19 protein-coding genes are annotated in these 24,008 nt (G+C 60.3%); 12 read left to right on the top strand and 7 right to left on the bottom strand.

The window, feature by feature from the left end; genetic code table 11:
- Positions 1–27: 27 nt before the first annotated feature.
- The 5 genes from mnmE (at position 28) to ACSQ3I_RS09495 (ending at position 5,656) form a co-directional block, all read left to right on the top strand.
- Positions 28–1,347: a tRNA uridine-5-carboxymethylaminomethyl(34) synthesis GTPase MnmE gene (mnmE, locus tag ACSQ3I_RS09515; protein WP_435998206.1), complete on the top strand. Its 1,320-nt coding sequence runs from the start codon at positions 28–30 to the stop codon at positions 1,345–1,347.
- A 63-nt stretch (positions 1,348–1,410) separates the two neighbouring features.
- Positions 1,411–3,282, top strand: coding sequence for a tRNA uridine-5-carboxymethylaminomethyl(34) synthesis enzyme MnmG (gene mnmG, locus ACSQ3I_RS09510; protein ID WP_435998204.1), 1,872 nt, complete (start codon positions 1,411–1,413; stop codon positions 3,280–3,282).
- Positions 3,283–3,286: 4 nt separating this feature from the next.
- The gene (rsmG, locus tag ACSQ3I_RS09505; protein ID WP_435998349.1) at positions 3,287–3,937 is read left to right on the top strand and encodes a 16S rRNA (guanine(527)-N(7))-methyltransferase RsmG; all 651 of its coding nucleotides are present in this window, start codon (positions 3,287–3,289) and stop codon (positions 3,935–3,937) included.
- A gap of 5 nt (positions 3,938–3,942) precedes the next feature.
- Complete coding sequence (locus ACSQ3I_RS09500; RefSeq protein ID WP_109461847.1) at positions 3,943–4,737, top strand: ParA family protein; 795 nt, start codon at positions 3,943–3,945, stop codon at positions 4,735–4,737.
- A gap of 34 nt (positions 4,738–4,771) precedes the next feature.
- Positions 4,772–5,656, top strand: coding sequence for a ParB/RepB/Spo0J family partition protein (locus tag ACSQ3I_RS09495; protein ID WP_435998202.1), 885 nt, complete (start codon positions 4,772–4,774; stop codon positions 5,654–5,656).
- A 76-nt stretch (positions 5,657–5,732) separates the two neighbouring features.
- Here ACSQ3I_RS09495 and holA read toward each other — a convergent pair whose 3' ends face one another.
- Genes holA through leuS form a run of 3 tightly spaced genes read right to left on the bottom strand, consistent with a single transcriptional unit; the run spans position 5,733 to position 9,921 of the window.
- Positions 5,733–6,770, bottom strand: a complete 1,038-nt coding sequence (holA, locus tag ACSQ3I_RS09490) for a DNA polymerase III subunit delta (RefSeq protein WP_435998200.1) — start codon at positions 6,768–6,770, stop codon at positions 5,733–5,735.
- Between the two features lie 9 nt (positions 6,771–6,779).
- Positions 6,780–7,301 (bottom strand): LPS assembly lipoprotein LptE, encoded by a 522-nt coding sequence (gene lptE, locus ACSQ3I_RS09485; RefSeq protein ID WP_435998198.1) that lies wholly within the window; start codon positions 7,299–7,301, stop codon positions 6,780–6,782.
- A complete protein-coding gene (gene leuS / locus ACSQ3I_RS09480) occupies positions 7,291–9,921 on the bottom strand; it encodes a leucine--tRNA ligase (protein WP_435998196.1) in 2,631 nt (876 codons plus the stop codon). Before leuS ends, lptE begins: the two co-directional genes overlap by 11 nt.
- Before the next feature lie 183 nt (positions 9,922–10,104).
- Here leuS and ACSQ3I_RS09475 point away from each other — a divergent pair, with 183 nt between their 5' ends.
- Both ACSQ3I_RS09475 and ACSQ3I_RS09470 read left to right on the top strand, forming a co-directional pair.
- Positions 10,105–10,767: a YggS family pyridoxal phosphate-dependent enzyme gene (locus ACSQ3I_RS09475; RefSeq protein ID WP_435998194.1), complete on the top strand. Its 663-nt coding sequence runs from the start codon at positions 10,105–10,107 to the stop codon at positions 10,765–10,767.
- A 107-nt stretch (positions 10,768–10,874) separates the two neighbouring features.
- On the top strand, positions 10,875–12,785 hold the full coding sequence (locus ACSQ3I_RS09470; RefSeq protein WP_435998193.1) for an AMP-binding protein: 1,911 nt from the start codon (positions 10,875–10,877) through the stop codon (positions 12,783–12,785).
- Between the two features lie 57 nt (positions 12,786–12,842).
- Here the strand turns inward: ACSQ3I_RS09470 and ACSQ3I_RS09465 are convergent, their stop codons facing one another.
- Positions 12,843–13,544 (bottom strand): DUF1013 domain-containing protein, encoded by a 702-nt coding sequence (locus tag ACSQ3I_RS09465; protein ID WP_435998191.1) that lies wholly within the window; start codon positions 13,542–13,544, stop codon positions 12,843–12,845.
- A 204-nt stretch (positions 13,545–13,748) separates the two neighbouring features.
- Here ACSQ3I_RS09465 and acs point away from each other — a divergent pair, with 204 nt between their 5' ends.
- Positions 13,749–15,707 (top strand): acetate--CoA ligase, encoded by a 1,959-nt coding sequence (acs, locus tag ACSQ3I_RS09460; RefSeq protein WP_435998189.1) that lies wholly within the window; start codon positions 13,749–13,751, stop codon positions 15,705–15,707.
- A gap of 72 nt (positions 15,708–15,779) precedes the next feature.
- On the opposite strand, the gene ACSQ3I_RS09455 is transcribed toward acs, so the two are convergent.
- Together ACSQ3I_RS09455 and ACSQ3I_RS09450 are read right to left on the bottom strand one after the other, a co-directional pair.
- Complete coding sequence (locus ACSQ3I_RS09455) at positions 15,780–16,211, bottom strand: thermonuclease family protein (protein ID WP_435998187.1); 432 nt, start codon at positions 16,209–16,211, stop codon at positions 15,780–15,782.
- A 118-nt stretch (positions 16,212–16,329) separates the two neighbouring features.
- The gene (locus ACSQ3I_RS09450) at positions 16,330–16,554 is read right to left on the bottom strand and encodes a DUF1674 domain-containing protein (protein ID WP_435998347.1); all 225 of its coding nucleotides are present in this window, start codon (positions 16,552–16,554) and stop codon (positions 16,330–16,332) included.
- Positions 16,555–16,684: 130 nt separating this feature from the next.
- Here ACSQ3I_RS09450 and htpX point away from each other — a divergent pair, with 130 nt between their 5' ends.
- The 4 genes from htpX (at position 16,685) to purH (ending at position 22,537) form a co-directional block, all read left to right on the top strand.
- Positions 16,685–17,647 carry a zinc metalloprotease HtpX gene (htpX, locus tag ACSQ3I_RS09445; RefSeq protein WP_435998185.1) on the top strand — a complete coding sequence of 321 codons (963 nt, stop codon included), beginning with the start codon at positions 16,685–16,687 and terminating at the stop codon, positions 17,645–17,647.
- The gene (locus tag ACSQ3I_RS09440) at positions 17,638–19,041 is read left to right on the top strand and encodes an RsmB/NOP family class I SAM-dependent RNA methyltransferase (RefSeq protein ID WP_435998345.1); all 1,404 of its coding nucleotides are present in this window, start codon (positions 17,638–17,640) and stop codon (positions 19,039–19,041) included. The genes htpX and ACSQ3I_RS09440 overlap by 10 nt, the downstream gene beginning before the upstream one ends.
- Positions 19,042–19,156: 115 nt before the next feature.
- A complete protein-coding gene (locus ACSQ3I_RS09435; protein ID WP_435998183.1) occupies positions 19,157–20,842 on the top strand; it encodes a heparinase II/III family protein in 1,686 nt (561 codons plus the stop codon).
- A gap of 78 nt (positions 20,843–20,920) precedes the next feature.
- Positions 20,921–22,537, top strand: coding sequence for a bifunctional phosphoribosylaminoimidazolecarboxamide formyltransferase/IMP cyclohydrolase (gene purH, locus ACSQ3I_RS09430; protein WP_435998181.1), 1,617 nt, complete (start codon positions 20,921–20,923; stop codon positions 22,535–22,537).
- Positions 22,538–22,601: 64 nt separating this feature from the next.
- On the opposite strand, the gene ACSQ3I_RS09425 is transcribed toward purH, so the two are convergent.
- On the bottom strand, positions 22,602–23,999 hold the full coding sequence (locus ACSQ3I_RS09425) for an MFS transporter (protein WP_435998180.1): 1,398 nt from the start codon (positions 23,997–23,999) through the stop codon (positions 22,602–22,604).
- Positions 24,000–24,008 lie beyond the last annotated feature (9 nt).

Here is a 24,008-nt window from a genome sequence, read left to right as displayed (position 1 = left end):
CTTTTCCGTTTTCAGGGTGAAGATCGGATGCTCGATACCATCTTTGCATTGTCCACTGGCGCGCCCCCGGCCGGGGTTGCGGTGATCCGGGTTAGCGGTGCGCAAGCCTGGCAGGTGTTTGCCGCTTTTGGCATCAGCCAGGGCCTGCCCCGGCAGGCAACACGCCGCCGCTTGCTGGGTGATGATGGCAAACTGCTCGATGATGCGATTGTCATATCTTTTCCCGCCCCTCATTCCTTCACCGGTGAACATTGTCTCGAGCTGCAAGTCCATGGCGGGCGGGCGGTGATTTCCGCCGTACTGGACCGACTGTCGCGGATTGCTGGGTTTCGGCTCGCCGAGGCCGGTGAATTTTCCAGACGCGCCTTCGAGAACGGCAAGATGGATCTGGTCGAGATCGAAGGCCTTGCCGATCTCATCCACGCCGAAACGGAAATGCAGCGACGCTTGGCTGTCGAGCAGAGCTCCGGTGGGTTGTCGACGCTCTACAAGGGCTGGGCGGATCGCATGACCCGGGCCCGGGCGTTGATCGAAGCGGAACTGGATTTTGCCGATGAAGACGACGTTCCCGGTTCGGTGTCACATCTGGTTTGGCCAGATCTCGAAGCACTTCTTCTCGATGTGACGCATCATGTGGATGCCGGTAGAACGGCGGAGATTATTCGCGACGGGTTGAAGGTGGTGATCGCCGGGCCACCAAATGCCGGCAAATCGACGCTGATGAACAGCCTGGCTGAGCGTGATGTCGCCATCGTCACCGACATCGCCGGCACAACGCGTGACGTCCTGCATGTCGATCTCGATATGGATGGCTTTTCTGTGCGATTTTATGATACAGCGGGGCTGAGGTCGACCGAGGACCGGATCGAGCAGATCGGCATTGATCGGGCGCGGATCAAGATCGAGGAAGCCGATATCATCCTCTATCTTGACGAGATCGGGAACGATTCGCTATCGAAACAAAAATTCGGTACGGATGCAAAAATACTGCATATCGGAACGCAGGCGGATCGTTATCCGGAAGACACTGCCGCCGAGGGATACGATCTGCGGATTTCCGCGGCCTCGGGGCAAGGTTTGCCGGAATTACGGCGGATGTTGTTGTCCGATATTGGCTTTATCGACCAAAAAACTGCATTTTCGATGCCTGCGCGAGAGCGCCAGAGACAGAATTTGCGGAATATGCTTGAAGACCTCAGTCTTGCGCTGGTAAAGACCGGCGAGAGTTTGGATATTCGAGCTGAATACCTCCGTCGTGCTTCGCAATCGTTGGAACGACTGACGGGACGGATCGATGTCGAGGATCTGCTCGGGGTGATTTTCTCGGAATTCTGCGTCGGCAAATGATTCACGTGAAACATCTCCGATAGCGTTCCACGTGAAACACTTTTTCTTCTTCTGGAGTAGAACATGACCCGTATTTACGATGTCATCGTGGTCGGTGGTGGACATGCGGGAAGCGAAGCAGCCGCCACAGCGGCAAGACTTGGCGCCGACGTTGCCCTGGTCACGCACAAGCGGGAAACAATTGGCGTGATGTCGTGCAACCCGGCCATCGGCGGCTTGGGTAAAGGTCATCTCGTTCGCGAGATTGATGCGATGGACGGTCTGATGGGCCGCGTTGCCGACGCAGCGGGCATCCAGTTTCGTATGCTGAACCGGAAAAAGGGACCGGCGGTTCGTGGACCGAGAACGCAGGCTGATCGTAAGCTCTATCGCTTGGCAATGCAGGCGGAGATTTCTGCATATGCGAATTTGGATGTCATAGAAGGAGATGCCTTCGATATCGATCTTCAGGATGAAACGATCAAGCAGCTCGTGCTCGGCGACGGCACGCGGATTGCCTGCCGCTCCATCGTGCTTACGACGGGAACATTTCTGCGTGGTTTGATCCATATCGGTGACGTCAAGATTCCGGCTGGTCGCGTCGGTGAAAAGCCATCCTTAGGATTGAGCAATACGCTTGGTCGTTTCGGACTCGAAATGGGTCGATTGAAGACGGGCACGCCTGCCCGGCTGGATGGCTTGACGATTGACTGGGCAGGAATCGGCGCGCAGGATGCGGATGAAGATCCGGTGCCGTTTTCGTTTATGACCGATCACATCGTCAATCGGCAGATTCAGTGCGGAGTGACGCGAACTACGCCAGAAACGCATCAGATTATTGCTGATAATCTCGGGCGTTCGGCAATGTATTCCGGCCAGATTGAAGGCATCGGTCCGCGGTATTGCCCGTCGATCGAGGATAAGATCGTCAAGTTCGGCGAAAGGGATGGCCATCAGATCTTTCTGGAGCCTGAGGGCCTCGATGACAATACCGTCTACCCCAACGGCATCTCCACCTCCCTTCCCGCGGAGGTTCAGGAAGCTTTCATCCGGACCATTCCGGGCCTGGAGAATGTCGTCATCCTCCAGCCGGGGTATGCGATTGAATATGATCATATCGATCCACGAGAATTGACGCTGGCGCTGGAGGTCAAAAAGATCCCCGGGCTGTTCCTGGCAGGTCAGATCAACGGAACCACAGGTTACGAAGAGGCCGCCGCGCAAGGATTGGTGGCTGGCCTCAATGCGACACGTCTCGCCGCCGGCAAGGACGCGTTCCATTTCAGCCGAACGCAATCCTATATCGGTGTGATGATCGACGATTTGACCTCGCGTGGGGTTGCGGAGCCCTACAGAATGTTCACCTCGCGGGCCGAGTACCGATTGTCGCTGCGAGCTGACAATGCTGATATGCGGCTGACCCCGACGGCCGCCGAGCTTGGTTGCCTGTCTGTTGCCCGTCGTGAGCGCTTTGAGGCTTTTGAGGCCAATCTATCGGCGGCGCGCGCACTGTTAAAGACCTTGGCGCTAACGCCGCCGGAGGCATCCCGTTTCGGGATCAAGCTCAACCAGGACGGCCAACGGCGAAGCGCTTATGATTTGCTCTCTTACAGCGAGCACTCCGTGGCCAGCTTGAGAACCGTATGGCCGGAGTTGGCTGATATCGACAGGCGTGTTGCTGATGCTGTGGAGATCGAAGCGACCTATGCGGTTTACATGGATCGACAGGCAAGCGACATAGCGGAGGTCGCGCGGGAGGAAGAGCGTCAGATTCCGCTGGATTTCGATTTTTCGGCTTTGCCAGGCCTATCGAATGAACTCAAGCAGAAGCTGCAACGCGCCAGACCCACCAATATCGCGCAGGCGTCCCGGGTGGATGGAATGACACCGGCGGCGATCGCGTTGATCCTCGCTTTTCTTCGTAAAATGGCCAATGGCCAACAAAAAGTTGCCTGATACAATGCAAAAGAGTCCTGGGGTTGCGTTAAACGGCCTGCGTGTTTCACGTGAAACATTGCAGCGGCTTGAAACTTTTGCCGATCTTTTCAGCAAGTGGGCCAAAGCCATCAATCTGGTGGCACCTTCCACCAAGGACGATCTCTGGCGGCGCCATATTGTCGATAGCCTGCAAATTTACCAGCTTTGCCCTGGCAATCATCGGTGGCTGGATCTGGGCAGTGGCGGCGGATTTCCGGGTATCATTACTGCCATCTGCCTTGCCGAGATTGGCGAGGGCTGGGTTCACCTCGTGGAGAGCAACAACAAGAAAGCCGCATTCCTGCGGACAGCGCTGTTGCAAACCGGCGGTCGCGGTTCGGTGCATGCCGTTCGAATCGAAGACGCTGCGGCTGTGGTTCCTGACTGCGATATTGTGTCGGCTCGTGCTCTGGCAGACCTGGATCTTTTGCTCGAATACATCGAGCCCTGGGCCATCCGGAACGAAAATCTCAAGGCCTTGCTGCACAAAGGCCGGGATTATGCCGAGGAGATCGATAAAGCACATGGCCGATGGCGTTTCGATCTGGTAAAACATGAGAGTGTGATCGAGCGGGATTCCGTTGTTCTAGAGATCACCGGCATCAAACGACTGAATGCATCATCCTCCAGGTGAACCGTATGGCAAGCGAGAAGAATCGCATCATCACCATTGCGAATCAAAAAGGTGGCGTCGGCAAGACGACAACCGCGATCAACCTTGCGACGGCCTTGGCTGCGATCGGTGAGCGCGTTTTGATCGTCGATCTCGATCCGCAAGGCAATGCAAGCACAGGGCTGGGCATCGATCGTCGCGATCGTAAACTATCCTCCTATGATTTGCTGATGGGATCGCATGGCATATTGGAGACGGTGGTGGAAACCGCGGTTCCCAATCTCTATATCGTGCCGTCAACCATGGATCTCCTCGGTTTCGAGATGGAGATCGCGCAAAAGAGCGATCGTGTATTCCGACTCCGGCGCGCCCTGCAGCAGGATGAGGCGCTGGCATTTTCTTACATTCTGGTGGATTGCCCGCCCTCCTTCAATCTGCTGACAATGAATGCCATGGCTGCCGCCCATTCGGTGCTGGTGCCGCTGCAGTGCGAGTTCTTTGCGCTCGAGGGTTTGAGCCAGCTTCTGGAAACCGTTGGCCAGATCCGCCAGACGGTCAATCCTGCCTTGGATATCCAAGGTATCGTTTTGACTATGTTCGATGCCCGCAACAATCTTGCGCAACAGGTTGTTCATGACGTCCGCAGTCACTTGGGCGAGAAGGTGTATCACACGTTGATACCGCGGAACGTGCGGGTCTCGGAGGCGCCGTCTTATGGTAAACCCGCGATTCTTTATGATTTGAAGTGTGCCGGCAGCCAGGCCTATCTCCAGCTTGCTTCCGAAGTCATCCAGCGTGAACGCCAAAGGAAAGCGGCCTGAAACCTGTCGGGCCCGCCGATAATGAGAGTGCAGCATGAACGACGATATCTCCAAACGCCGCCTCGGCCGTGGTCTGGCCGCGCTGATTGGTGAAATGGACCAGCCGCTTCCGGTTGGCGGAAACAAGGCTGGTGTCAATCCCGATCGCATGATCCCGATCGAGTTCGTGAGCCGGAACCCGAAGAATCCGCGTCGTTATTTTAATGAAGACGAATTGCAGGATCTGGCGAGTTCCATTCGCCAGCACGGCATTGTTCAACCGGTCGTTGTGCGTACGGCGGCATCGGATCGTTATGAGATTATTGCTGGCGAACGGCGCTGGCGGGCGGCGCAACTGGCCGGGCTTGTCGAGATACCGGTCATCGTGCGTGATGTCGATGATCGCACCGCGCTTGAGATCGCCATCGTCGAAAACGTGCAGCGTTCGGATCTCAACCCGCTGGAAGAGGCGCTTGGATACGAACAGTTGATTGCCGAGCACGGCTACACCCAGAACGATCTCGGTGAAATCATCGGCAAGAGCCGGAGTCACGTGGCGAACAGCCTTCGATTGCTCAAATTGCCCGATCCTGTGCGGGACATGCTGGCTGCGGGCTCATTGTCGGCGGGGCATGCGCGTGCACTCGTTTCGACATCCGATCCGACCGTGCTTGCAAAGACGATCGTTTCCAAGGGCATGTCGGTGCGCGACGCTGAACGGCTGGCGCAGAACGATATCAAGGCGCAGAACGATCCGGCCTACGGCGTTTCACGCCGCGAGGAGAAGGATTCGGATACGCTTGCATTGGAACGCACCTTGTCGGATGCGCTGGGCCTGGATGTCAGCATAAACCATCGTGGCAGCGGCGGGCAGATCAAAATCGCCTATAAGACGCTGGAACAGCTGGAAGACGTTTGCCGGCTATTGGAGCGGCGTTGATTCCGGCGATATGACGCTGTGACCTTGCTTCCTGAGCTGTGAAACAGGCCGTACACTGTTCTTCGGATAGTGTCGCTCAACCTTTGCGACTAGCCTGCAAGACGACTGCAAGCAACGTTTGCAGCGCGATACTTTCTTCCAGGCTTTGACGCTGCCGCGTCTGCAGGATGGCAGATTGTACGCGGTTCATTTCACGGGCGATCGTTGCGGCTGACCAGCTTTTCAGCAAAGCCTCGATGACCGGTTTCCGGCGAAAATGCAGGTGACGGCCCTGGGTTTGCATGATCTGGGCCGGCTGCGTATTTTTCTCATCCATTTCCGCACGCATGGCATCCAGGAGCTGCAATTGCCGCAGGCAACTTTGCAGAACCAGGAAGATCGACATCTTCGAAGTGATGATCTTGCGGGTTTCATGCAGGAAACCCTCCTTGTCACCCTTGAGTACGGCGTCCACCGCGTCATCTGCGGATATGGCGCTGGCATCGCCGATGATGTCGAAGACGTGCTGTTCGTCGACCGTCTCCAGGCCGCGGCAATAGAGCGCCAGCTTCTGGATCTCGTTGCGTGACGCGATCCGGTCGCCACCCAGAAACTCCAGAAGCAGATGGCGGGCCGCCGGGGTGATCCGCAGGTTTTCGGCCGCAAGCTCGGCGTCGACGAGGGCGTTCAAGGCCCTGCCGTCGTCGGCATAACAGGGGATGGAGGCAATGCTGCGGGCGCCATCGGCGATCTTGCGCAATCCGACACCTTTCTTCAGGTCGCCCGCCTCGATAATCAGCGAACAATCTTCCGAAGGTTTGTCGATCAGCGCTTGCACGGCCTCGATGACGGCCTTTTCATTGGCAACGCCGCGCAACCAGATCAGCCGCTGACCGCCGAAAAGGCCGATGGCATAGGCTTCGTCGAGTAACCGGCCGGCATTGCCGTGCAGGTCGGTCACGTCGAGCTTGACGAAAGCAAAGGGATCGTCGGCGGGAACTTTGGTTCCAGCGGCGATAAGGCCGGCGCGTTCCGACACCAGGCCGCGATCCGGGCCATAGATAAGAAAGATACGGTAAAGCCGCGTGGAGTTCCGCAGAAACTGATCGAACTCGTGAGACTTCACTTCCGCCATGGAACAGCCTTACCGGCCGAGCGCAATGGCCAGATCGGTCCGGATCAGCTCTGCCAGTTCCCGCGCGGCACGATTTTCGGCATCGCGAATGGCGCGCAGCTTGGCAAATTCCTGTACGGGGAAATCCACCAGCGACGTGGCCGAACGATGCCCGGTGCGCAGCACCTGGCCGTCCGAAACGCGTCGCATCGTATAGTCGCCATTGACGACGATCTGACCGGCGCGGGCCGTATCGGAGGATTCCACCAGGAGAACGCCTGTGACGTAGCTGGCGACGGTCAGCTGCACCTCGTAATCGGCTTTGGCCGGTTCGCCGGCGCCCCCGGATGTCAGGAAGATCAATCGGTTGCGGACCTGCTGTCCGACGCGGCTGCCGGCCGGCGAATAGGAGATCGCCGCCAGATTCTGGGCGACACCGGTCGATTCGGAATAAAGTGGGCGCACCTGGCAGCTGCTTGCAAGCAGCGCCAGGGCGATAACGACAGCGGTGCTGCCTTTCCGGAGAAGTTTCACGCTCGCATCAAACGACAATGTTTACGATCCTTTGCGGTACCACGATGATCTTCTTCGGCGTCTGACCGGCAAGAGCTGTCTGCACGGCGTCAAGCGCGAGCACGGCCTGCTGGACGGCATTCTGGTCCGCATCGCGCGCGATTGTCAATTCGGCGCGCTTCTTGCCGTTGATCTGCACCGGCAGGACGATCTCGCTGTCGATCACAAGTGCGGCATCGAAAGCCGGCCAGGCAGCCTGGGCCACCAGGCCTTCATTGCCGAGTGCTGCCCAGCATTCCTCCGCCAGATGCGGCGTCATCGGCGCAATCAGCAGAATGAGGATCTCTGCCGCTTCGCGAACGGCAGCTGCATATGTTTCGTCAGCCTTGCCGGCAGCAACATTGGCGAAAGGGACCGCGACCGCATTGACCATTTCGTAGATGCGCGCGACGGCCTTGTTGAAGTTCAGCTTGTCGAAATCGCCCTGAACCGCTTGCAGTGCCTTGTGCGCGGCCTGCGAAATGGCGAGAGCTTCACCTTCTTTAGCCGGATTCGACTTAACCTTGCGAAGCTGTTCGGCCGCTTCTGATATCAGGCGCCAGACGCGCTGAACGAAGCGATGGGCGCCTTCGACGCCGGCTTCGGACCAGATGACGTCACGATCCGGCGGTGAGTCGGAGAGCACGAAGAAGCGCGCGGTATCGGCACCGTAGGAGGCAATGATGTCGTCGGGATCGACGACGTTCTTCTTCGACTTCGACATTTTTTCGATCGAGCCGATCTTCAGCTCCTCACCGGTCGACAAAAGGACGGCACGGCGCTGGCCGTCCACCTCGTCGATGCGGATATCGGCTGGAGCGATCCATTCGCGCGACGTGCCTTCGCCGCGGCTGTAGGTTTCGTGGACGACCATGCCCTGGGTGAACAGGCCCTTGAAGGGTTCCTTGAGGTCGAGGTGGCCGGTCTCGCGCATGGCGCGGGTGAAGAAGCGCGAATAGAGCAGATGCAGGATCGCATGCTCGATGCCGCCGATATACTGATCGACAGGCAACCAGCGATTGGCGATATCCGGCGCGGTCGGCTCGTTTTCCCATGGTGCCGTGAAGCGGGCGAAATACCAGCTGGAATCGACGAAGGTGTCCATCGTATCGGTTTCGCGGCGGGCATCCTTGCCGCAGTTCGGGCAGGCGACATGACGCCAGGTCGGATGGCGGTCGAGCGGATTGCCCGGCTTGTCGAAGGTGACGTCGTCGGGCAGCTTGACCGGCAGGTCCTTCTTCGGCACCGGCACGACACCGCAATCGTCGCAATGGATGACGGGGATGGGGCAGCCCCAATAACGCTGGCGGGAAATGCCCCAATCGCGCAGGCGGAAATTCACCTTGCGCTCGCCCTGCGGCTGATTGCCGAGAAGCTGGGTGCTCAGCCTTTCGGCCACGGCATTAAATGCCGCGTCGGTCGTCATGCCGTCGAGGAAGCGGGAATTGATCATCACGCCGTCATCGACATAGGCTTCGTTGCCGATGGCAAAACTTGCGGGATCGCCGTCCTTCGGCATCACCACAGCCGTGACTGGCAGATCATACTTGCGGGCGAAGTCCAGGTCGCGCTGGTCGCCGGCGGGGCAGCCAAAAATCGCGCCGGTGCCGTAGTCCATCAGCACGAAATTGGCGATGTAGACGGGCAACTCCCACGAGGGGTCCAGCGGATGTTTCACGCGGATGCCGGTGTCCATGCCCTTCTTTTCCGCCGTTTCCAGAACAGCGACCGAGGTACCGGCGCGGCGGCATTCTTCGGCGAAGGCCTCGATCTCGGCATTGCCGGCAGCGGCTTCCTTGGCCAGCGGGTGGTCGGCGGCGATCGCCAGGAAAGAGGCGCCGAACAGCGTGTCCGGACGGGTCGTGTAAACGGTGACCTCGCGCGTGCCTGCCGGCGAGGTGCCGTCGACGACTTCCCAGCGGATCGCCATGCCTTCCGAACGGCCGATCCAGTTCTTCTGCATCACCCGCACTTTTTCAGGCCACTGGTCGAGCGTATCGAGCGCGTCCAGCAGGTCCTGGCTGAAATCGGTGATCTTGAAGAACCATTGCGTCAGCTCGCGCTGTTCCACCAGCGCGCCGGAGCGCCAGCCGCGCCCGTCGATCACCTGCTCGTTGGCGAGAACCGTGTTGTCTACCGGGTCCCAGTTAACCTTGGACTGCTTGCGGTAGACGAGGTCCTTTTCGAGGAAATCGAGGAACAGGTGCTGCTGGCGGTGGTAATATTCGACGTCGCAGGTGGCGAATTCACGGCTCCAGTCGAGCGACAGGCCCATCGACTTCAGCTGGTTGCGCATCGTCGCGATGTTCTGGTAGGTCCAGTCCTTGGGATGGACCTTGTTCTGCATGGCGGCATTTTCCGCAGGCATGCCGAAGGCGTCCCAGCCCATCGGATGCAATACATTGTAACCGCGGGCGCGCTTGTAGCGGGCGACGACGTCACCCATGGCATAGTTGCGCACATGGCCCATATGCACCCGGCCCGAAGGATAAGGGAACATTTCGAGGACGTAATATTTTTCGCGCGGGTCGTTGTTGTCGGTGACGAAAACGCTGTTTTCGTTCCACGTCTTCTGCCAACGGGGTTCGGTGTCGCGCGGATTATAACGTTCGGAGGCCATGGGATCGATATTCCAGGAAATCAGGGAGAATTGGCCGTGACCTTCATCATGAAACCGTCGAAGCGTCAAGTTTTCAGCGGTCTGGGTCAGGCAAAGTTTATCATCGATGGAGCACCGAAGCTTGGCAACGGTGAGGCGAGGGTTTAGCTAAGCGCAAAGAATTGTTCGACAGATGAGGATGGCATGACGCAATTGCAAGAACGTCTCGACGCGGTGAAAAGCCGTATTGCGGCCGCCGAACGGGAAGCAGGCCGCTCCGTGGGGTCGGTAACGCTCGTTGCCGTCTCCAAGACCTTCGAGGCCGACGATATCCGTCCGGCGATTGCCGCCGGCCAACGGGTCTTCGGCGAGAACCGCGTTCAGGAAAGTCAGGGCAAGTGGCCGGACCTCAAGGCGGAAACCGCAGGGATCGAGCTGCATCTCATCGGGCCGCTGCAATCCAACAAGGCGGCGGAAGCGGTGGCGCTGTTCGACGTCATCGAGACCGTGGACCGGGAAAAAATCGCCCGCGCGCTCGCTGCGGAAATGAAACGGCAGGGGCGAGCGCCTCGCCTCTATATCCAGGTCAATACCGGCCTGGAGCCGCAGAAAGCCGGCATCGCACCGGATGAGTTGCCGGCTTTCGTTGCGCTTTGCCGCGGCGAACTGGCGCTGGAGATCGAAGGGCTGATGTGCATTCCGCCGGCAGATGAAAATCCCGGGCCGCATTTTGCCCTTCTGGCACGACTGGCCGCCGAGGCGGGCATCGAAAAACTGTCGATGGGCATGTCCGGCGATTACGAGACGGCGATTGCCTTCGGCGCCACTGGCGTCCGGGTCGGATCGGCGATTTTCGGCAGCCGCTGATTGGTCTTTATGCCTAGGGCTTTGGTCTTGCTTTCCAGGCCCTGTATTCCCCCGGTAAATGGGTCTAGGCTGTTTACAGCTTGGCGTTTGCATACCGGGAGGAAAGAATGCAAAGCACATATGCCCAGACCTATGCGGCGTGGCAGGCCGATTCGGAGGGTTTCTGGAGGGGAATCGCCGAAACGCTCGATTGGTCGAAACCGTTCGACCAGGTTTTCGATGCTGCAGATGGCGTTTACGGCCGCTGGTTCGCCGGCGGGGAAACCAACACCTGTTTCAACTGCCTCGACCGGAATATCGCGGAAGGCCGCGGCGGCCAGAAAGCCCTCATCTACGACAGCCCGATGACGGGCAAGGTCGCCACCTTCACCTATGACGAGATGCTGGCCGAGGTTGTCGCGGTTGCCGCCGCCCTGCGCCGCCTCGGCGTCGGCAAGGGCGACCGTGTCATCCTTTACATGCCGATGGTTCCCGAAGCGGTGTTTTCGATGCTGGCCTGCGCTCGCCTCGGTGCTATCCATTCCGTCGTCTTCGGTGGTTTTGCAGCACATGAGCTGGCAACCCGTATCGACGATTTTGATGCCAAGCTGATCATTGCCGCAAGCTGCGGGCTGGAGCCGGGGCGCAGCGTCGCCTACATGCCGCTGGTCAATCAGGCGATCGAGATCGCCAGGATAAAGCCGGAACATTGCCTGGTGCTGCAACGTCCGGAATTGCAGGCCGAGCTGAAACCCGGCCGCGATGTCGACTTTGACACAGCAGTGGCCGCGGAAAAGGCCGCTGGCGCCAGCGTTGCCTGCACGCCGGTCAAGGCCACCGATCCGCTCTATATTCTCTATACTTCCGGCACGACCGGCCAGCCGAAGGGCGTGGTCCGCGACAATGGCGGCCACATGGTGGCGTTGAAGTGGAGCATGGAGAACATCTATGGCGTCAAGCCTGGCGAGGTCTTCTGGGCGGCCTCCGATATCGGCTGGGTGGTCGGCCATTCCTACATCGTCTATGGGCCGCTGCTGGCGGGAAACACCACCATCCTGTTCGAGGGCAAGCCGGTCGGCACGCCCGATGCCGGCACCTATTGGCGGGTGATTTCCGATCACGACGTCAAGGTAATGTTCACGGCACCGACGGCCTTCCGGGCCATCCGTCGCGACGATCCGGAGGGGGAGTACGCCCTGAAATACGATCTGTCCGGTTTTCGCGCCCTGTTTCTCGCCGGTGAGCGAGCCGATTCCGAAACGATTAAATGGGCCGAGCGTATCCTGAATGTGCCGGTGATCGATCATTGGTGGCAGACGGAAACCGGTTGGCCGGTGGCCGCCAATCCGCTGGGACTGGGATTGCTGCCGGTGAAATACGGCTCGCCTTCCGTTCCCCTGCCCGGCTACACGATCGAGGTGCTGGACGATCAAGGCCATCCGGTACCGGCAGGCACACTCGGCAATATCGTTATCCGGCTGCCGCTGCCGCCCGGCAATCTCGTAACGTTCTGGAATGCCGACGACCGGTTTCGCGCCGCCTGCCTGCAGGAGTTTCCGGGTTACTACAAGACCGCCGATGCCGGCTACATGGATGACGACGGCTACATGTTCATCATGGCGCGCACCGACGATATCATCAATTGCGCTGGCCACCGCCTGTCGACCGGTGCGATGGAAGAGGCTTGCGCCCTGCATCCCGATGTCGCCGAATGCGCCGTCATCGGCATTGCCGACGAATTGAAGGGTCAGGTACCATGCGGTTTCCTGGTGCTGAAAAACAAGGTGGCGCGGGATGTCGGAGATATCGAGCGGGAGGTAATTTCGCTGGTCCGCCAGGAGATCGGCCCGGTCGCCGCCTTCAAGTCGGTCATGATCGTCCAGCGCCTGCCAAAAACCCGATCCGGAAAGATCCTGCGCGGCACCATGCAGAAGATCGCAGATGGGCTGCCGTGGAAAATGCCGGCAACCATCGACGATCCGGTCATTTTGGACGAGATCACCGCCGTGTTGCAGGGACGCGGCCTGCATCCCGGTTGAGGCAAACGAAAAAAGCCCGGCGCGATGGCCGGGCTTTTTGTATTCCGTCGGGAACGATCAGTACTGATCGTCCTCGTCTTCGTCGGTGCGCGTCGACTTGAGCGACTTGAGCTTGGCGAAAACGGCGTCGGCGTCGATTTCTTTTTCTTCTTCCCGCTCATAGCTGAAGCCGAGGCGTTCGGTTTCCTGGGTCGGCTGCAGGGTGGCGCCGAGTTCGGCGGCGGTCGGCAGCGGACGGCCCTTGGCGGCCTTTTCCACTTCGAAATCGAGATCGATCTGGCTGCACAGGCCCAGCGTCACCGGATCCATCGGCGTCAGGTTGGCGGCGTTCCAGTGTGTGCGCTCGCGGATCTGCTCGATCGTCGACTTGGTGGTGCCGACGAGGCGGGAGATCTGGGCGTCCTTGAGTTCGGGATGGTTGCGCACCAGCCACAGGATGGCATTCGGACGATCCTGGCGCTTGGAAACCGGCGTGTAGCGTGGGCCTTTGCGCTTCGATTCCGGTACGCGGACCTTGGGATCGGAAAGCTTGAGCTTGTGGTTGATGTTTGCTTCGCCGCGGGCGATTTCTTCGCGCGAAAGCTGGCCGGTCGAGATCGGGTCGAGGCCCTTGATGCCCTGCGAAGCTTCACCGTCGGCAATCGCCTTCACTTCCAGCGGGTGCAGTTTGCAGAACTGGGCGATCTGGTCGAAAGACAATGCGGTGTTATCGACCAGCCACACGGCCGTCGCCTTCGGCATGAGCAGTTGTTGAGCCATGGATATAGTCCTTCTGTCGGCCCGCGCCGGGGTCGCGGGACGTGGTATGACCACAAATTTCCGGAAATTAGACTGCTCTATATAGGCATTGTGTCATAATTGCAATTCTCCAAGAGACAAATGACCTTTGTCTAATTGCCGGAACGGGTTGACCTGCTATGAAGGTCGCACATACATAATGGCATCAACATGAGGGAGGAGTTCATGTCAGCCAAGCTTTATCCGGTTCTTAAATCGGCAAAAAGCCGCGCGCTCATCGACAGCGATACCTATCAGAAATGGTATACCGAGAGCGTCGAAGATCCTGATCGCTTCTGGGGCAAGCATGGCAAGCGGATCGACTGGTTCAAGCCCTATACCAAGGTCAAGAACACGTCGTTCACCGGCAAGGTTTCCATCAAGTGGTATGAAGACGGCATTACCAACGTCTCCTACAACTGCATCGACCGCCACCTGAAGACGCATGGTGAAAAGACCGCGATCATCTGGGAAGGCGACAATCCCTATATCGACAAGAAGATCACCTACAACCAGCTCTACGACCAGGTGTGTCGCCTCGCCAATGTGCTGAAGAAGCACGGCGTCAAGAAGGGCGACCGGGTGACCATCTACATGCCGATGATCCCGGAAGCGGCTTATGCGATGCTGGCCTGCGCCCGTATCGGCGCCATTCATTCCGTGGTCTTCGGTGGCTTCTCCCCCGATGCATTGGCCGGCCGTATCGTCGACTGCGAATCGACCTTCGTCATCACCTGCGATGAAGGCGTGCGCGGTGGCAAGCCGATCCCGCTCAAGGAAAACACCGACACCGCCATCGACATCGCCGCAAAGAACCACGTGATCGTCAACAAGGTGCTCGTCGTGCGCCGCACCGGCGGCAAGACGGGCTGGGCGCCGGGTCGCGACATCTGGTATCACCAGGAAATCACCACGGTGAAGCCGGATTGCCCGCCGGTGAAGATGAAGGCGGAAGATCCGCTTTTCATCCTCTACACCTCGGGTTCTACCGGCAAGCCGAAGGGCGTGCTGCACACCACCGGCGGCTATCTCGTCTACGCCTCGATGACGCATCAATACGTCTTCGATTACCGCGATGGCGACGTCTACTGGTGCACGGCGGATGTGGGCTGGGTCACCGGTCACTCCTATATCGTCTACGGTCCGCTCGCCAATGCGGCGACGACGCTGATGTTTGAAGGCGTGCCGAATTTCCCTGACCAGGGCCGTTTCTGGGAAGTCATCGACAAGCACAAGGTCAATATCTTCTACACCGCGCCGACGGCGATCCGCGCCCTGATGGGTGCCGGCGATCATTTCGTCAAGCGCTCGTCGCGCGCCTCGCTGCGGCTGCTCGGATCGGTCGGCGAGCCGATCAATCCGGAAGCTTGGGAGTGGTATTACAATGTCGTCGGCGAGCAGAAGTCGCCGGTCGTCGATACCTGGTGGCAGACGGAAACCGGTGGCATCCTAATCAGCCCACTGCCGGGCGTCACCGATCTGAAGCCGGGTTCTGCGACAAAGCCGTTCTTCGGTGTCCAGCCGCAACTCGTCGACAATGAAGGCCAGGTGCTGGAAGGCGCTGCCGACGGCAACCTCTGCATCACCGACAGCTGGCCCGGCCAGATGCGCTCCGTCTACGGTGATCACCAGCGCTTCATCCAGACCTATTTCTCGACCTACAAGGGCAAATATTTCACCGGCGACGGATGCCGGCGCGACGAGGACGGATATTACTGGATCACCGGCCGCGTCGATGACGTTCTCAACGTCTCGGGACATCGTCTCGGCACGGCGGAAGTCGAATCGGCGCTGGTCTCGCACCACCTTGTTTCGGAAGCTGCCGTCGTCGGCTATCCGCATGGCCTCAAGGGCCAGGGCATCTACTGCTATGTCTCTCTGATGGCCGGCGAACAGGGTACGGATGCCTTGCGGCAGGAACTGGTCAAGCACGTTCGCAAGGAAATCGGTCCGATCGCCACGCCGGATAAAATCCAGTTCGCCCCCGGCCTGCCGAAAACCCGCTCCGGCAAGATCATGCGCCGTATCCTGCGCAAGATCGCCGAGGACGATTTCGGCGCCCTCGGCGACACCTCGACACTGGCCGATCCGGGCGTCGTCGACGATCTGATCGCCAACCGCCAGAACCGCGCCGACGCGGCATAAGCAATCGTACCGCGACACGATGAAAAGCCCGGTTTCTTCAAAGGAAATCGGGCTTTCTGCTTTTTTCATGCATTACGGAAAAGCGGCTTCTTTCACCATCGGGCATTCGTCTTCGTCTTTTCGTCCACCGTCATAGGCTTTTGCATATCCGGCAAACAAAAGTGCCTCAGCCGGATTCAAGCCGCTTTCGAAGGTGACGTTTGCGACGATACGGCCGAAATATTTGTCACCCGAAATATCCCGGAGCCAAAGGGTCGGATTTTCCGCGGCAAGCTCGGCCAGAAGCTTTTTCGCCTGCAGGGCGGTTTTTCTCGACTGCTCGCAATGCGCCCGCAGTTCCGGCGTATCGATGCCGCGCAAGCGCACATAGACCTCGATGCGCTGCTGCGGCCATGGCCGCGCCTCCACCAGCATTGTATCGCCATCGATAACCCGGATGACCTGCGCTTCGACGGGACCGGCAACAACACCCTGCTCCCGGCCGCAGACAGAGCCTGCCGCCATGAACAATCCGATACCGCCCAAAAGGCAAGTCAGCAGGACGTTTTGCGTTCGATTCGAGGAAATATCCATAAAAGGATATAATTCCTAAAAATCGGCGACGTCAATAGGAATTATATCCTTAGAAATCGATGGCTCGGCCGTTGATTTCCCAGTCACCAAAGCGGGCGGGATCGGCGCCGCCGCGGCCGCCGATTTCTTTTGGCAATGCGGCTTCGGTTTCGGCCCGGCGACGCTCTTCCGCTTCCTTCAGCGCACGCAAGGCGGCGGGAGGCAGGTGTTTGCCGGTGTCGTGCAATGTGCTGGAGCTTTCGCTGTTGTCATTGTCGGCTTGGGCGTCCGCCATGGCTGTATTCCGTAAAAACATTGAAAATTGCGGCTGAATAGCCAAATCATAGGGGGCTTGCGGGCGAAAGGAAAGCGCCGGGTGAAAAACGCGCCGCCCACCTGACTGACGACAACCTTGGAGACCCCTGATGAATCTCATGCGTACTGCCATGCTGCTTGCCTTCATGACAGCCCTGTTCATGGGGGTCGGTTATCTGATCGGCGGGCAATCCGGGATGCTGATCGCCCTCGTCGTGGCGGCCGGCATGAACTTCTTTTCCTACTGGAATTCCGATCGCATGGTGCTTTCGGCCTACAATGCCCAGGAAATCGACGAACGCAATGCGCCGGAATTTTACGGCATCATCCGCGATCTCTCCAAGAATGCCGGCCTGCCGATGCCGCGCGTTTATCTCTACGACAGCCCGCAGCCGAACGCCTTCGCCACCGGCCGCAATCCGGAAAATGCCGCCGTTGCCGCCTCGACCGGCCTTTTGCGCGCCCTCACCCCGCAGGAGGTCGCCGGTGTCATGGCGCATGAACTGGCGCATGTGCAGAACCGCGACACGCTGACGATGACGATCACGGCGACGCTGGCCGGTGCGATCTCCATGCTCGGCAACTTTGCCTTCATCTTCGGCGGCAATCGCAACAACAACAACAATCCGTTCGGCGCGATCGGCGTCATTATCGCCATGATCGTCGCGCCGCTGGCGGCGATGCTGGTGCAGATGGCGATCAGCCGGACACGGGAATATTCAGCCGACCGTCGTGGCGCCGAGATCTGTGGCAATCCGCTGTGGCTTGCCTCGGCGCTTGCCAAGATCGCCGGCGCGGCGCAACACATTCACAACGACGATGCAGAGCGCAATCCGGCGACCGCGCACATGTTCATCATCAATCCGCTGTCGGGTGAACGTATGGACAATCTGTTCTCCACCCATCCGAACACGGAAAACCGCATCGCGGCGCTGCAGCGTATGGCCCAGGAAAACCGCCCGGCCTCGACGCCGACGCCGCAAGCTGATACTGCGGTGCGTAAATCGCGCTCCGTTCCGCCGACAGGCTGGGGTCGCGGCAACTCTCAGCCACCCAAAGGTCCCTGGTCTTGACGTCACAGAACAAGCCGGCATTTCGCCGGCCGCGCAAAAAGCAGCCTGCCACCGCCAACGCACCGAGCGGCCTCGACGACAAGCCCGGTCTCGAGGCGCGGGCAGCGGCAGCCAAGCTGCTTGCGGCCGTGGTCGATCGCAGGGTATCGCTTGACGGCATGCTCGACGCCGAGAACGGCAACCCCGCCTACAAGGCGCTGAGTGATGCCGACCGCGCTCTGGTGCGGGCCATCCTCAATTCGGCCTTGCGTCATCTGCCCAGGCTCGGCGCGATGCTGTCGTCGCTTCTCGATTCGCCGCTGCCGGAAGGTGCTCGTGCCCTGGAGCATGTGTTGACTGTCGCGGCAGCACAGATCCTCTATCTCGACGTGCCGGATCATTCGGCGGTGGACCTTGCGGTGGAGCAGGCCAATCGTGATCCGCGCAACCGGCGTTTTGCCGGTCTCGTCAATGCCGTCCTGCGCCGGCTGGCGCGGGAGAAGGATGCGCTGCTGCAGCAGACCGCCGCCATTCCTGCCATGCCGCAGTGGTTTTTCGACCGGCTTTGCGACGTCTATGGTCGTGAGGCGGCGGAGCGTATTTCCGAAGCCCAGACCAGCCCGGCCGCCATCGACCTGACGGTCAAGGGCGATGCGGCGCTCTGGGCCGAAAAACTCGGCGGTACCGTGCTGCCGACCGGCAGCGTCCGGCTCGCCGCCTTCGACGGCAGCGTTGCCGATCTTCCCGGTTTTTCGGAAGGGCAATGGTGGGTGCAGGATGCGGCCGCAAGCCTGCCGGCCCGGATGTTCGGGCCGCTCGCCGGCAAGCGTGTCGTCGATCTTTGCGCCGCTCCGGGCGGCAAGACGGCCCAGCTTGTCCTGGCCGGCGCCGAGGTGACGGCACTCGATCTTTCCGCCAATCGCCTGAAGCGGCTCAACGGCAATCTGGCGCGGCTCGGTTTTTCGGCGCAGACAGTAGAAGCGGACATGGCCTCCTTCAAGCCCGAAGAATTGTTCGACGCGGCTTTGCTCGATGCCCCCTGCTCGTCCACCGGAACGACGCGTCGCCATCCCGACGTATTGTGGACCAAGGGTCCGCAGAATATCGCCAAGCTGGCGACGGTGCAGGAGCGCCTGCTCCGGCATGCCCTGACCCTCGTCAAGCCGGGCGGTCTCGTCGTTTTCTCCAACTGCTCGCTCGACCCGCTCGAAGGCGAGGCAATGGTGGCGCGTATCCTGGCCGAAATGCCGGATGTCCGCCGCGTTCCGGTGGCCGCAGCAGACTGGCCGGGCCTTGAAGACGCGATTTCCCCGGAAGGCGCCTTCCGCACGACGCCGGCCATGTTGCCGGCTACCGAAGGTTTTGCCGGTGGTCTGGATGGATTTTATGCGGTCATGCTGCAGCGCAGCCAATAAAATCAGCCCGTTAGCCGTCATAAGCCAGTGGACGAATGCCGGCACGGCGCGTGTGCCGAATTGACGCAACTTGTCCAACGCTTTATCCATGGGTCGGCGGAGTAAACAACCTCACATGAAGCTTGCGAGCCGTCGGCACCTCTTCTACCTGTATGTGCGTGAAACGTGGCGACGGACAAGGCGCCGGTTTGCGCTGATGCGCTTCCGGCTGACACGGTCTTCCGTGCAGGTTCCGGAACGGCTGATCGTTGCTCCCACCGATCTCAGGATCATCGATCCTTTTGTCGCCGAAGAAATCCTGGAAGGACGTTTCCCCCTCGCCGGTCGCGTTTTGACGACCAACGGCGAATCGCCGTTCGCCATGGATATGCCCTCGCGGGCTTTTGCAAGCCGACTTCACGGCTTCACGTGGCTGCGCCATATCCGCGCCGACAAGACGGACAATGCCTGTTCCAATGCCCGGGCCATCGTCGACCAGTGGATCCATATGCATGGCCGCCGCGCCGGCGGCGTTGCCTGGGATCTCGACGTTACGGCGCAACGCGTCATTTCCTGGCTGTCCCATTCGCCCGTTGTGCTTCAAGGCGTGGAAAGCGGTTTCTACCGGCGCTTCATGAAAAGCCTGGCGGTGCAGATCCGTTATCTCAGGCGCATGGCGCGCCACAGCCCGAATGCCGAGGCGCGGTTCCGCGCCCGCATTGCGCTTGCCATGGCTTCGGTCGCCATGCCGGTGCGCGCCTCGGCGCTGCGCCGGGCCGGGCAGGAACTCGACCGGGAAATCGAGCGCCAGATCCTGCCGGATGGTGGTCACGTTTCCCGCAATCCGCGGACGGCGCTGGACCTGCTGCTCGACCTGCTGCCGCTGCGCCAGACCTATGTCAATCTCGGCCATGACGTCCCTGCCAAGCTGATATCCGGCATCGACCGCATGTATCCGGCCCTGCGTTTCTTCCGCCACCAGGGTGGCGACCTCGCCTTGTTCAACGGTGCGACATCGACGCTCGCCAACGAGCTGATGTCGGTGCTGCGCTATGACGAGACATCCGGCCAACCGTTCCGCTCGCTGCCGGATCTCGATTATCATCGCCTTTCCGCCGGCAATACGGTGGTGATCGTCGATACCGGCTGTCCGCAGTCGGTGGATCTGTCGCATCTGGCGCATGCCGGGTGCCTGTCCTTCGAGATGTCGTCGGGGCGGCACCGCTTCATCACCAATTGCGGCGCGCCGAAATTTGCCGCCGACGCCTATCGCCAGATGTCGCGGTCGACCGCGGCACATTCGACAGCGGTCCTCAATGACACCTCGTCGTCACGCCTGTCGCAGTCGGAATTTTTGGGGCCGGTGATGGTTGCCGGCGTCTCGGCGGTAGAGGTGTCGCGGATCGATGCGGCCGACGGCAGCGATTGCCTCGTGGCATCGCATAATGGTTATGCCGTTCCATTCGGCGTGCTGCATGAACGCGAGTTCCGGCTGGCGTCCAACGGCACCCGGCTGGTGGGTTTCGATCGCTTCCTGCCCATGCCGGGCCGCAGCGCAGGTGGTAACGATGCCCGCGATGTCGTCCTGCGGTTTCACATCCATCCTGCCATCGACATCGTTCCGAAGAGCGAAGACAGCATTCTGCTGAGCGCTCCGGATGGGGAGACCTGGCTCTTTTCGGTGCCAGGACAGGTCATCGAGATTGCCGAGGACGTGTTTTTTGCCGATTCCTCCGGCGTGCGCCAATCCGAACAGCTGGAAATCGCCTTTTCCGCCGCCGCCCTGGCGGAAATCCGCTGGGAACTGGCGCGGCAGAAATAGTTTCGTTCCCTCCGGCGCCAAGCTGTGATAGGCGACCCTCGATCGCAATTTCCGCTGCAGGCTATCCGGAGCACGTTCATGGCTGTCGTTTCCAAAAAAATCCCCGCCCCTGACAAGGTCAAGATCCGCACGGCGCTTTTGTCCGTCTCCGACAAGACCGGCATCGTCGAACTGGCGCAAACCCTGATCGCGCACGGTGTGCGTCTGCTGTCGACCGGGGGTACGCACAAGGCGATTGCCGCCGAGGGCTTGCCGGTGACGGATGTGTCCGAACTCACCGGTTTCCCGGAAATCATGGACGGCCGCGTCAAGACGCTGCATCCGCGTGTCCATGGCGGCCTTCTGGCTATCCGTGACGATGCCGAGCATGTCGCGGCAATGAAGGAACACGGCATCGAATCCATCGATCTCGTCGTTATCAACCTCTATCCGTTCGAGGACGTGCGCGCCGCCGGCGGCGATTATCCGACGACGGTGGAAAACATCGACATCGGCGGCCCGGCGATGATCCGCGCTTCGGCGAAGAACCATGCCTATGTAACGATCCTGACCGATCCGGCCGATTATCCCGCCGCCATGCAGGCGCTGCGCTCCGACGACGGCCAGACGTCCTATGCCTTCCGCCAGACGCTGGCCGCCAAGGCTTTTGCCCGCACCGCCGCCTACGATGCGGCGATTTCCAACTGGTTTGCCGAAGCGCTCGATATCGAGATGCCGCGTCACCGCGTTATCGGCGGCGTGCTGAAGGAAAAGATGCGTTACGGCGAAAACCCGCATCAGAGCGCCGGTTTCTACGTCACCGGGGAAAAGCGTGCCGGCGTGGCGACGGCCGTGCTGCTGCAGGGTAAGCAGCTTTCCTACAACAATATCAACGACACGGACGCCGCTTTCGAGCTGGTATCGGAGTTCCCGACGGACAAGGCGCCGGCCTGCGCCATCATCAAGCACGCCAATCCTTGCGGCGTGGCGACAGGCACCAGCCTGCTCGACGCCTATCGTCGGGCTTTGTCCTGCGACAGCGTTTCGGCTTTTGGCGGTATCATCGCGCTCAACCAGACGCTCGATGCCGCCGCCGCGGAAGACATCATCAAGCTGTTCACCGAAGTGATCATTGCGCCTGATGCCAGCGAGGAAGCGAAGGCGATCGTTGCCCGCAAGCCCAACCTGCGCCTCCTGGTGACGGGTGGCCTGCCCGACCCGCGTTCGCGTGGCCTCTCGGCGCGCACCGTCTCCGGCGGCCTGCTGGTGCAGACCCGCGACAACGGCATGGTGGAAGACCTCGACCTGCGTGTGGTGACGAAGCGGGCGCCGACGGCGCAGGAACTGGAAGACATGAAGTTCGCCTTCACCGTTGCCAAACACGTCAAGTCGAATGCCGTGGTCTATGCCAAGAACGGCCAGACGGCCGGTATTGGCGCCGGCCAGATGAGCCGGGTGGATTCGGTGCGCATCGCGGCGCTGAAGGCGGAAGATGCGGCCAAGGCTGCCGGCTGGGACGGACCGATGACCCGCGGTTCGGCCGTGGCCTCCGAAGCCTTCCTGCCCTTCGCCGACGGTCTGCTGGAAGCGATTGCTGCTGGTGCGACTGCCGTCATCCAGCCGGGCGGCTCGATGCGCGACGAAGAGGTGATTGCGGCAGCCGATGCCCATGGCATCGCCATGGTCTTCACCGGCATGCGGCATTTCCGCCATTGATGTTTTTGCGCCGTTCCGGTCTTGTTTCCGGCATGGCGTAAAGAAGAGGATCGGGCCGGCGGGGTCATGCCCCAGCCGGCTCTTCCGTTCTTTCGGCTGGATAGGGTGTCACGACCAGCAGGATCAGGCCTGCGAGCAGGAAGACAACCAGCGTCGCCATGCCGAAGCGGGCCGAGCCGCTCCAATAGGTGACGAGCGAGAAGCTCAGCGTTGCCATGAAGCTGGTGGCGCGGCCCGACAGCGCATAGATGCCGAAATAACGTCCGGCTTCCGAAGGGCTGACGCTACGCGCCAGATAGGAACGCGACGACGCCTGGACCGGACCGAATGACAGGCCGACCAGCAATCCGTAGAGCAGGTAGATCTTTTCTGCCGCAGTGCCGAACAGGCCGCCGCTATCGGTCGTGGGGAGTTGCACGAGGCCGAACAGCGTGAACCCCTGCCCCGTCGAGACCATGCCGACGGTGGCAGCGAGCAAGAGCACGAGGCTGATCAGCACCGTGATCTTGGAGCCGAGATGCCGGTCGATGCTGCCGGCCACCCAGCAGCCGAAGATGGCGACGACATTGAGGATGATGCCGAAAACGCCGATTTCGATCGTCGCCCAGCCGAACATCGCGGCGGCGAAGGTGCCGCCCAGGATCAGCAGGCCATTGACGCCGTCCTGATAAAGCATGCGCGCCACGAGAAACCGCAGGATGCCGGTGCGGTGCTTGAGTTCGCCGAGCGTCGTGCCAAGCTCGCGCAACCCGGTGCGGACGGCGGCGGCAAACGGCAGCCCGCGCGGTGCATCCGGGGTGAACAGGAACATCGGCAGGATGAAGATCAGATACCAGACGGCGGAAATCGGCCCGGTGATCCGCGCATCTTCCCCGGTTTTTGCATCGAGGCCGAACAGAGGGTCGAGACCGAGCAGCGTCTTGCCGCTGTCGGGATTGGCGGCCAGGAATGCCACGACGGTGATCAGCACGATCATGCCGCCGAGGTAACCGAGGCCCCAGGCGATGTTGGAAACTCGCCCGACATCCTGCTTGTCGACCAGCCGCGTCATCATCGAATCGTTGAAGACGATCGAAAACTCCGCCGAGATCGATGCCAGCACCATGAAGATGATCGGATAGATGACCGGTGAGCCCGGTTCGGCGAACCACAGCATGGAAAGGCAGACGATCTTGATCGCCGCGAAAAAGGCGATCCACGGTTTCCGGGCACCGGACTGGTCGGCAATCGAGCCGAGGATCGGCGACAGGATGGCGATGATGATCGCCGAAACCGTCGCCATGTTGCTCCAGGCGGCCTGCGCGGCCACCGGATCTTCCGTCAGCCGGGCGACAAAATAAGGCCCGAAGATAAAGGTCGTCACCACGGTGAAAAACGGCTGGGCGGCCCAGTCGAAGAGCATCCAGCCCCAGATGCCCCGCGCCGGAACCCTTGGCACCGTTTCCGTTGCCAAGGCTGTCACGCTGACCTT

Source organism: Rhizobium sp. LjRoot30 (assembly GCF_964253915.1).
Taxonomy (GTDB): domain Bacteria; phylum Pseudomonadota; class Alphaproteobacteria; order Rhizobiales; family Rhizobiaceae; genus Metarhizobium.
The sequence above is the reverse complement of the archived record's forward strand: the minus strand, read 5'-3'. Positions and strand labels throughout refer to the sequence as shown.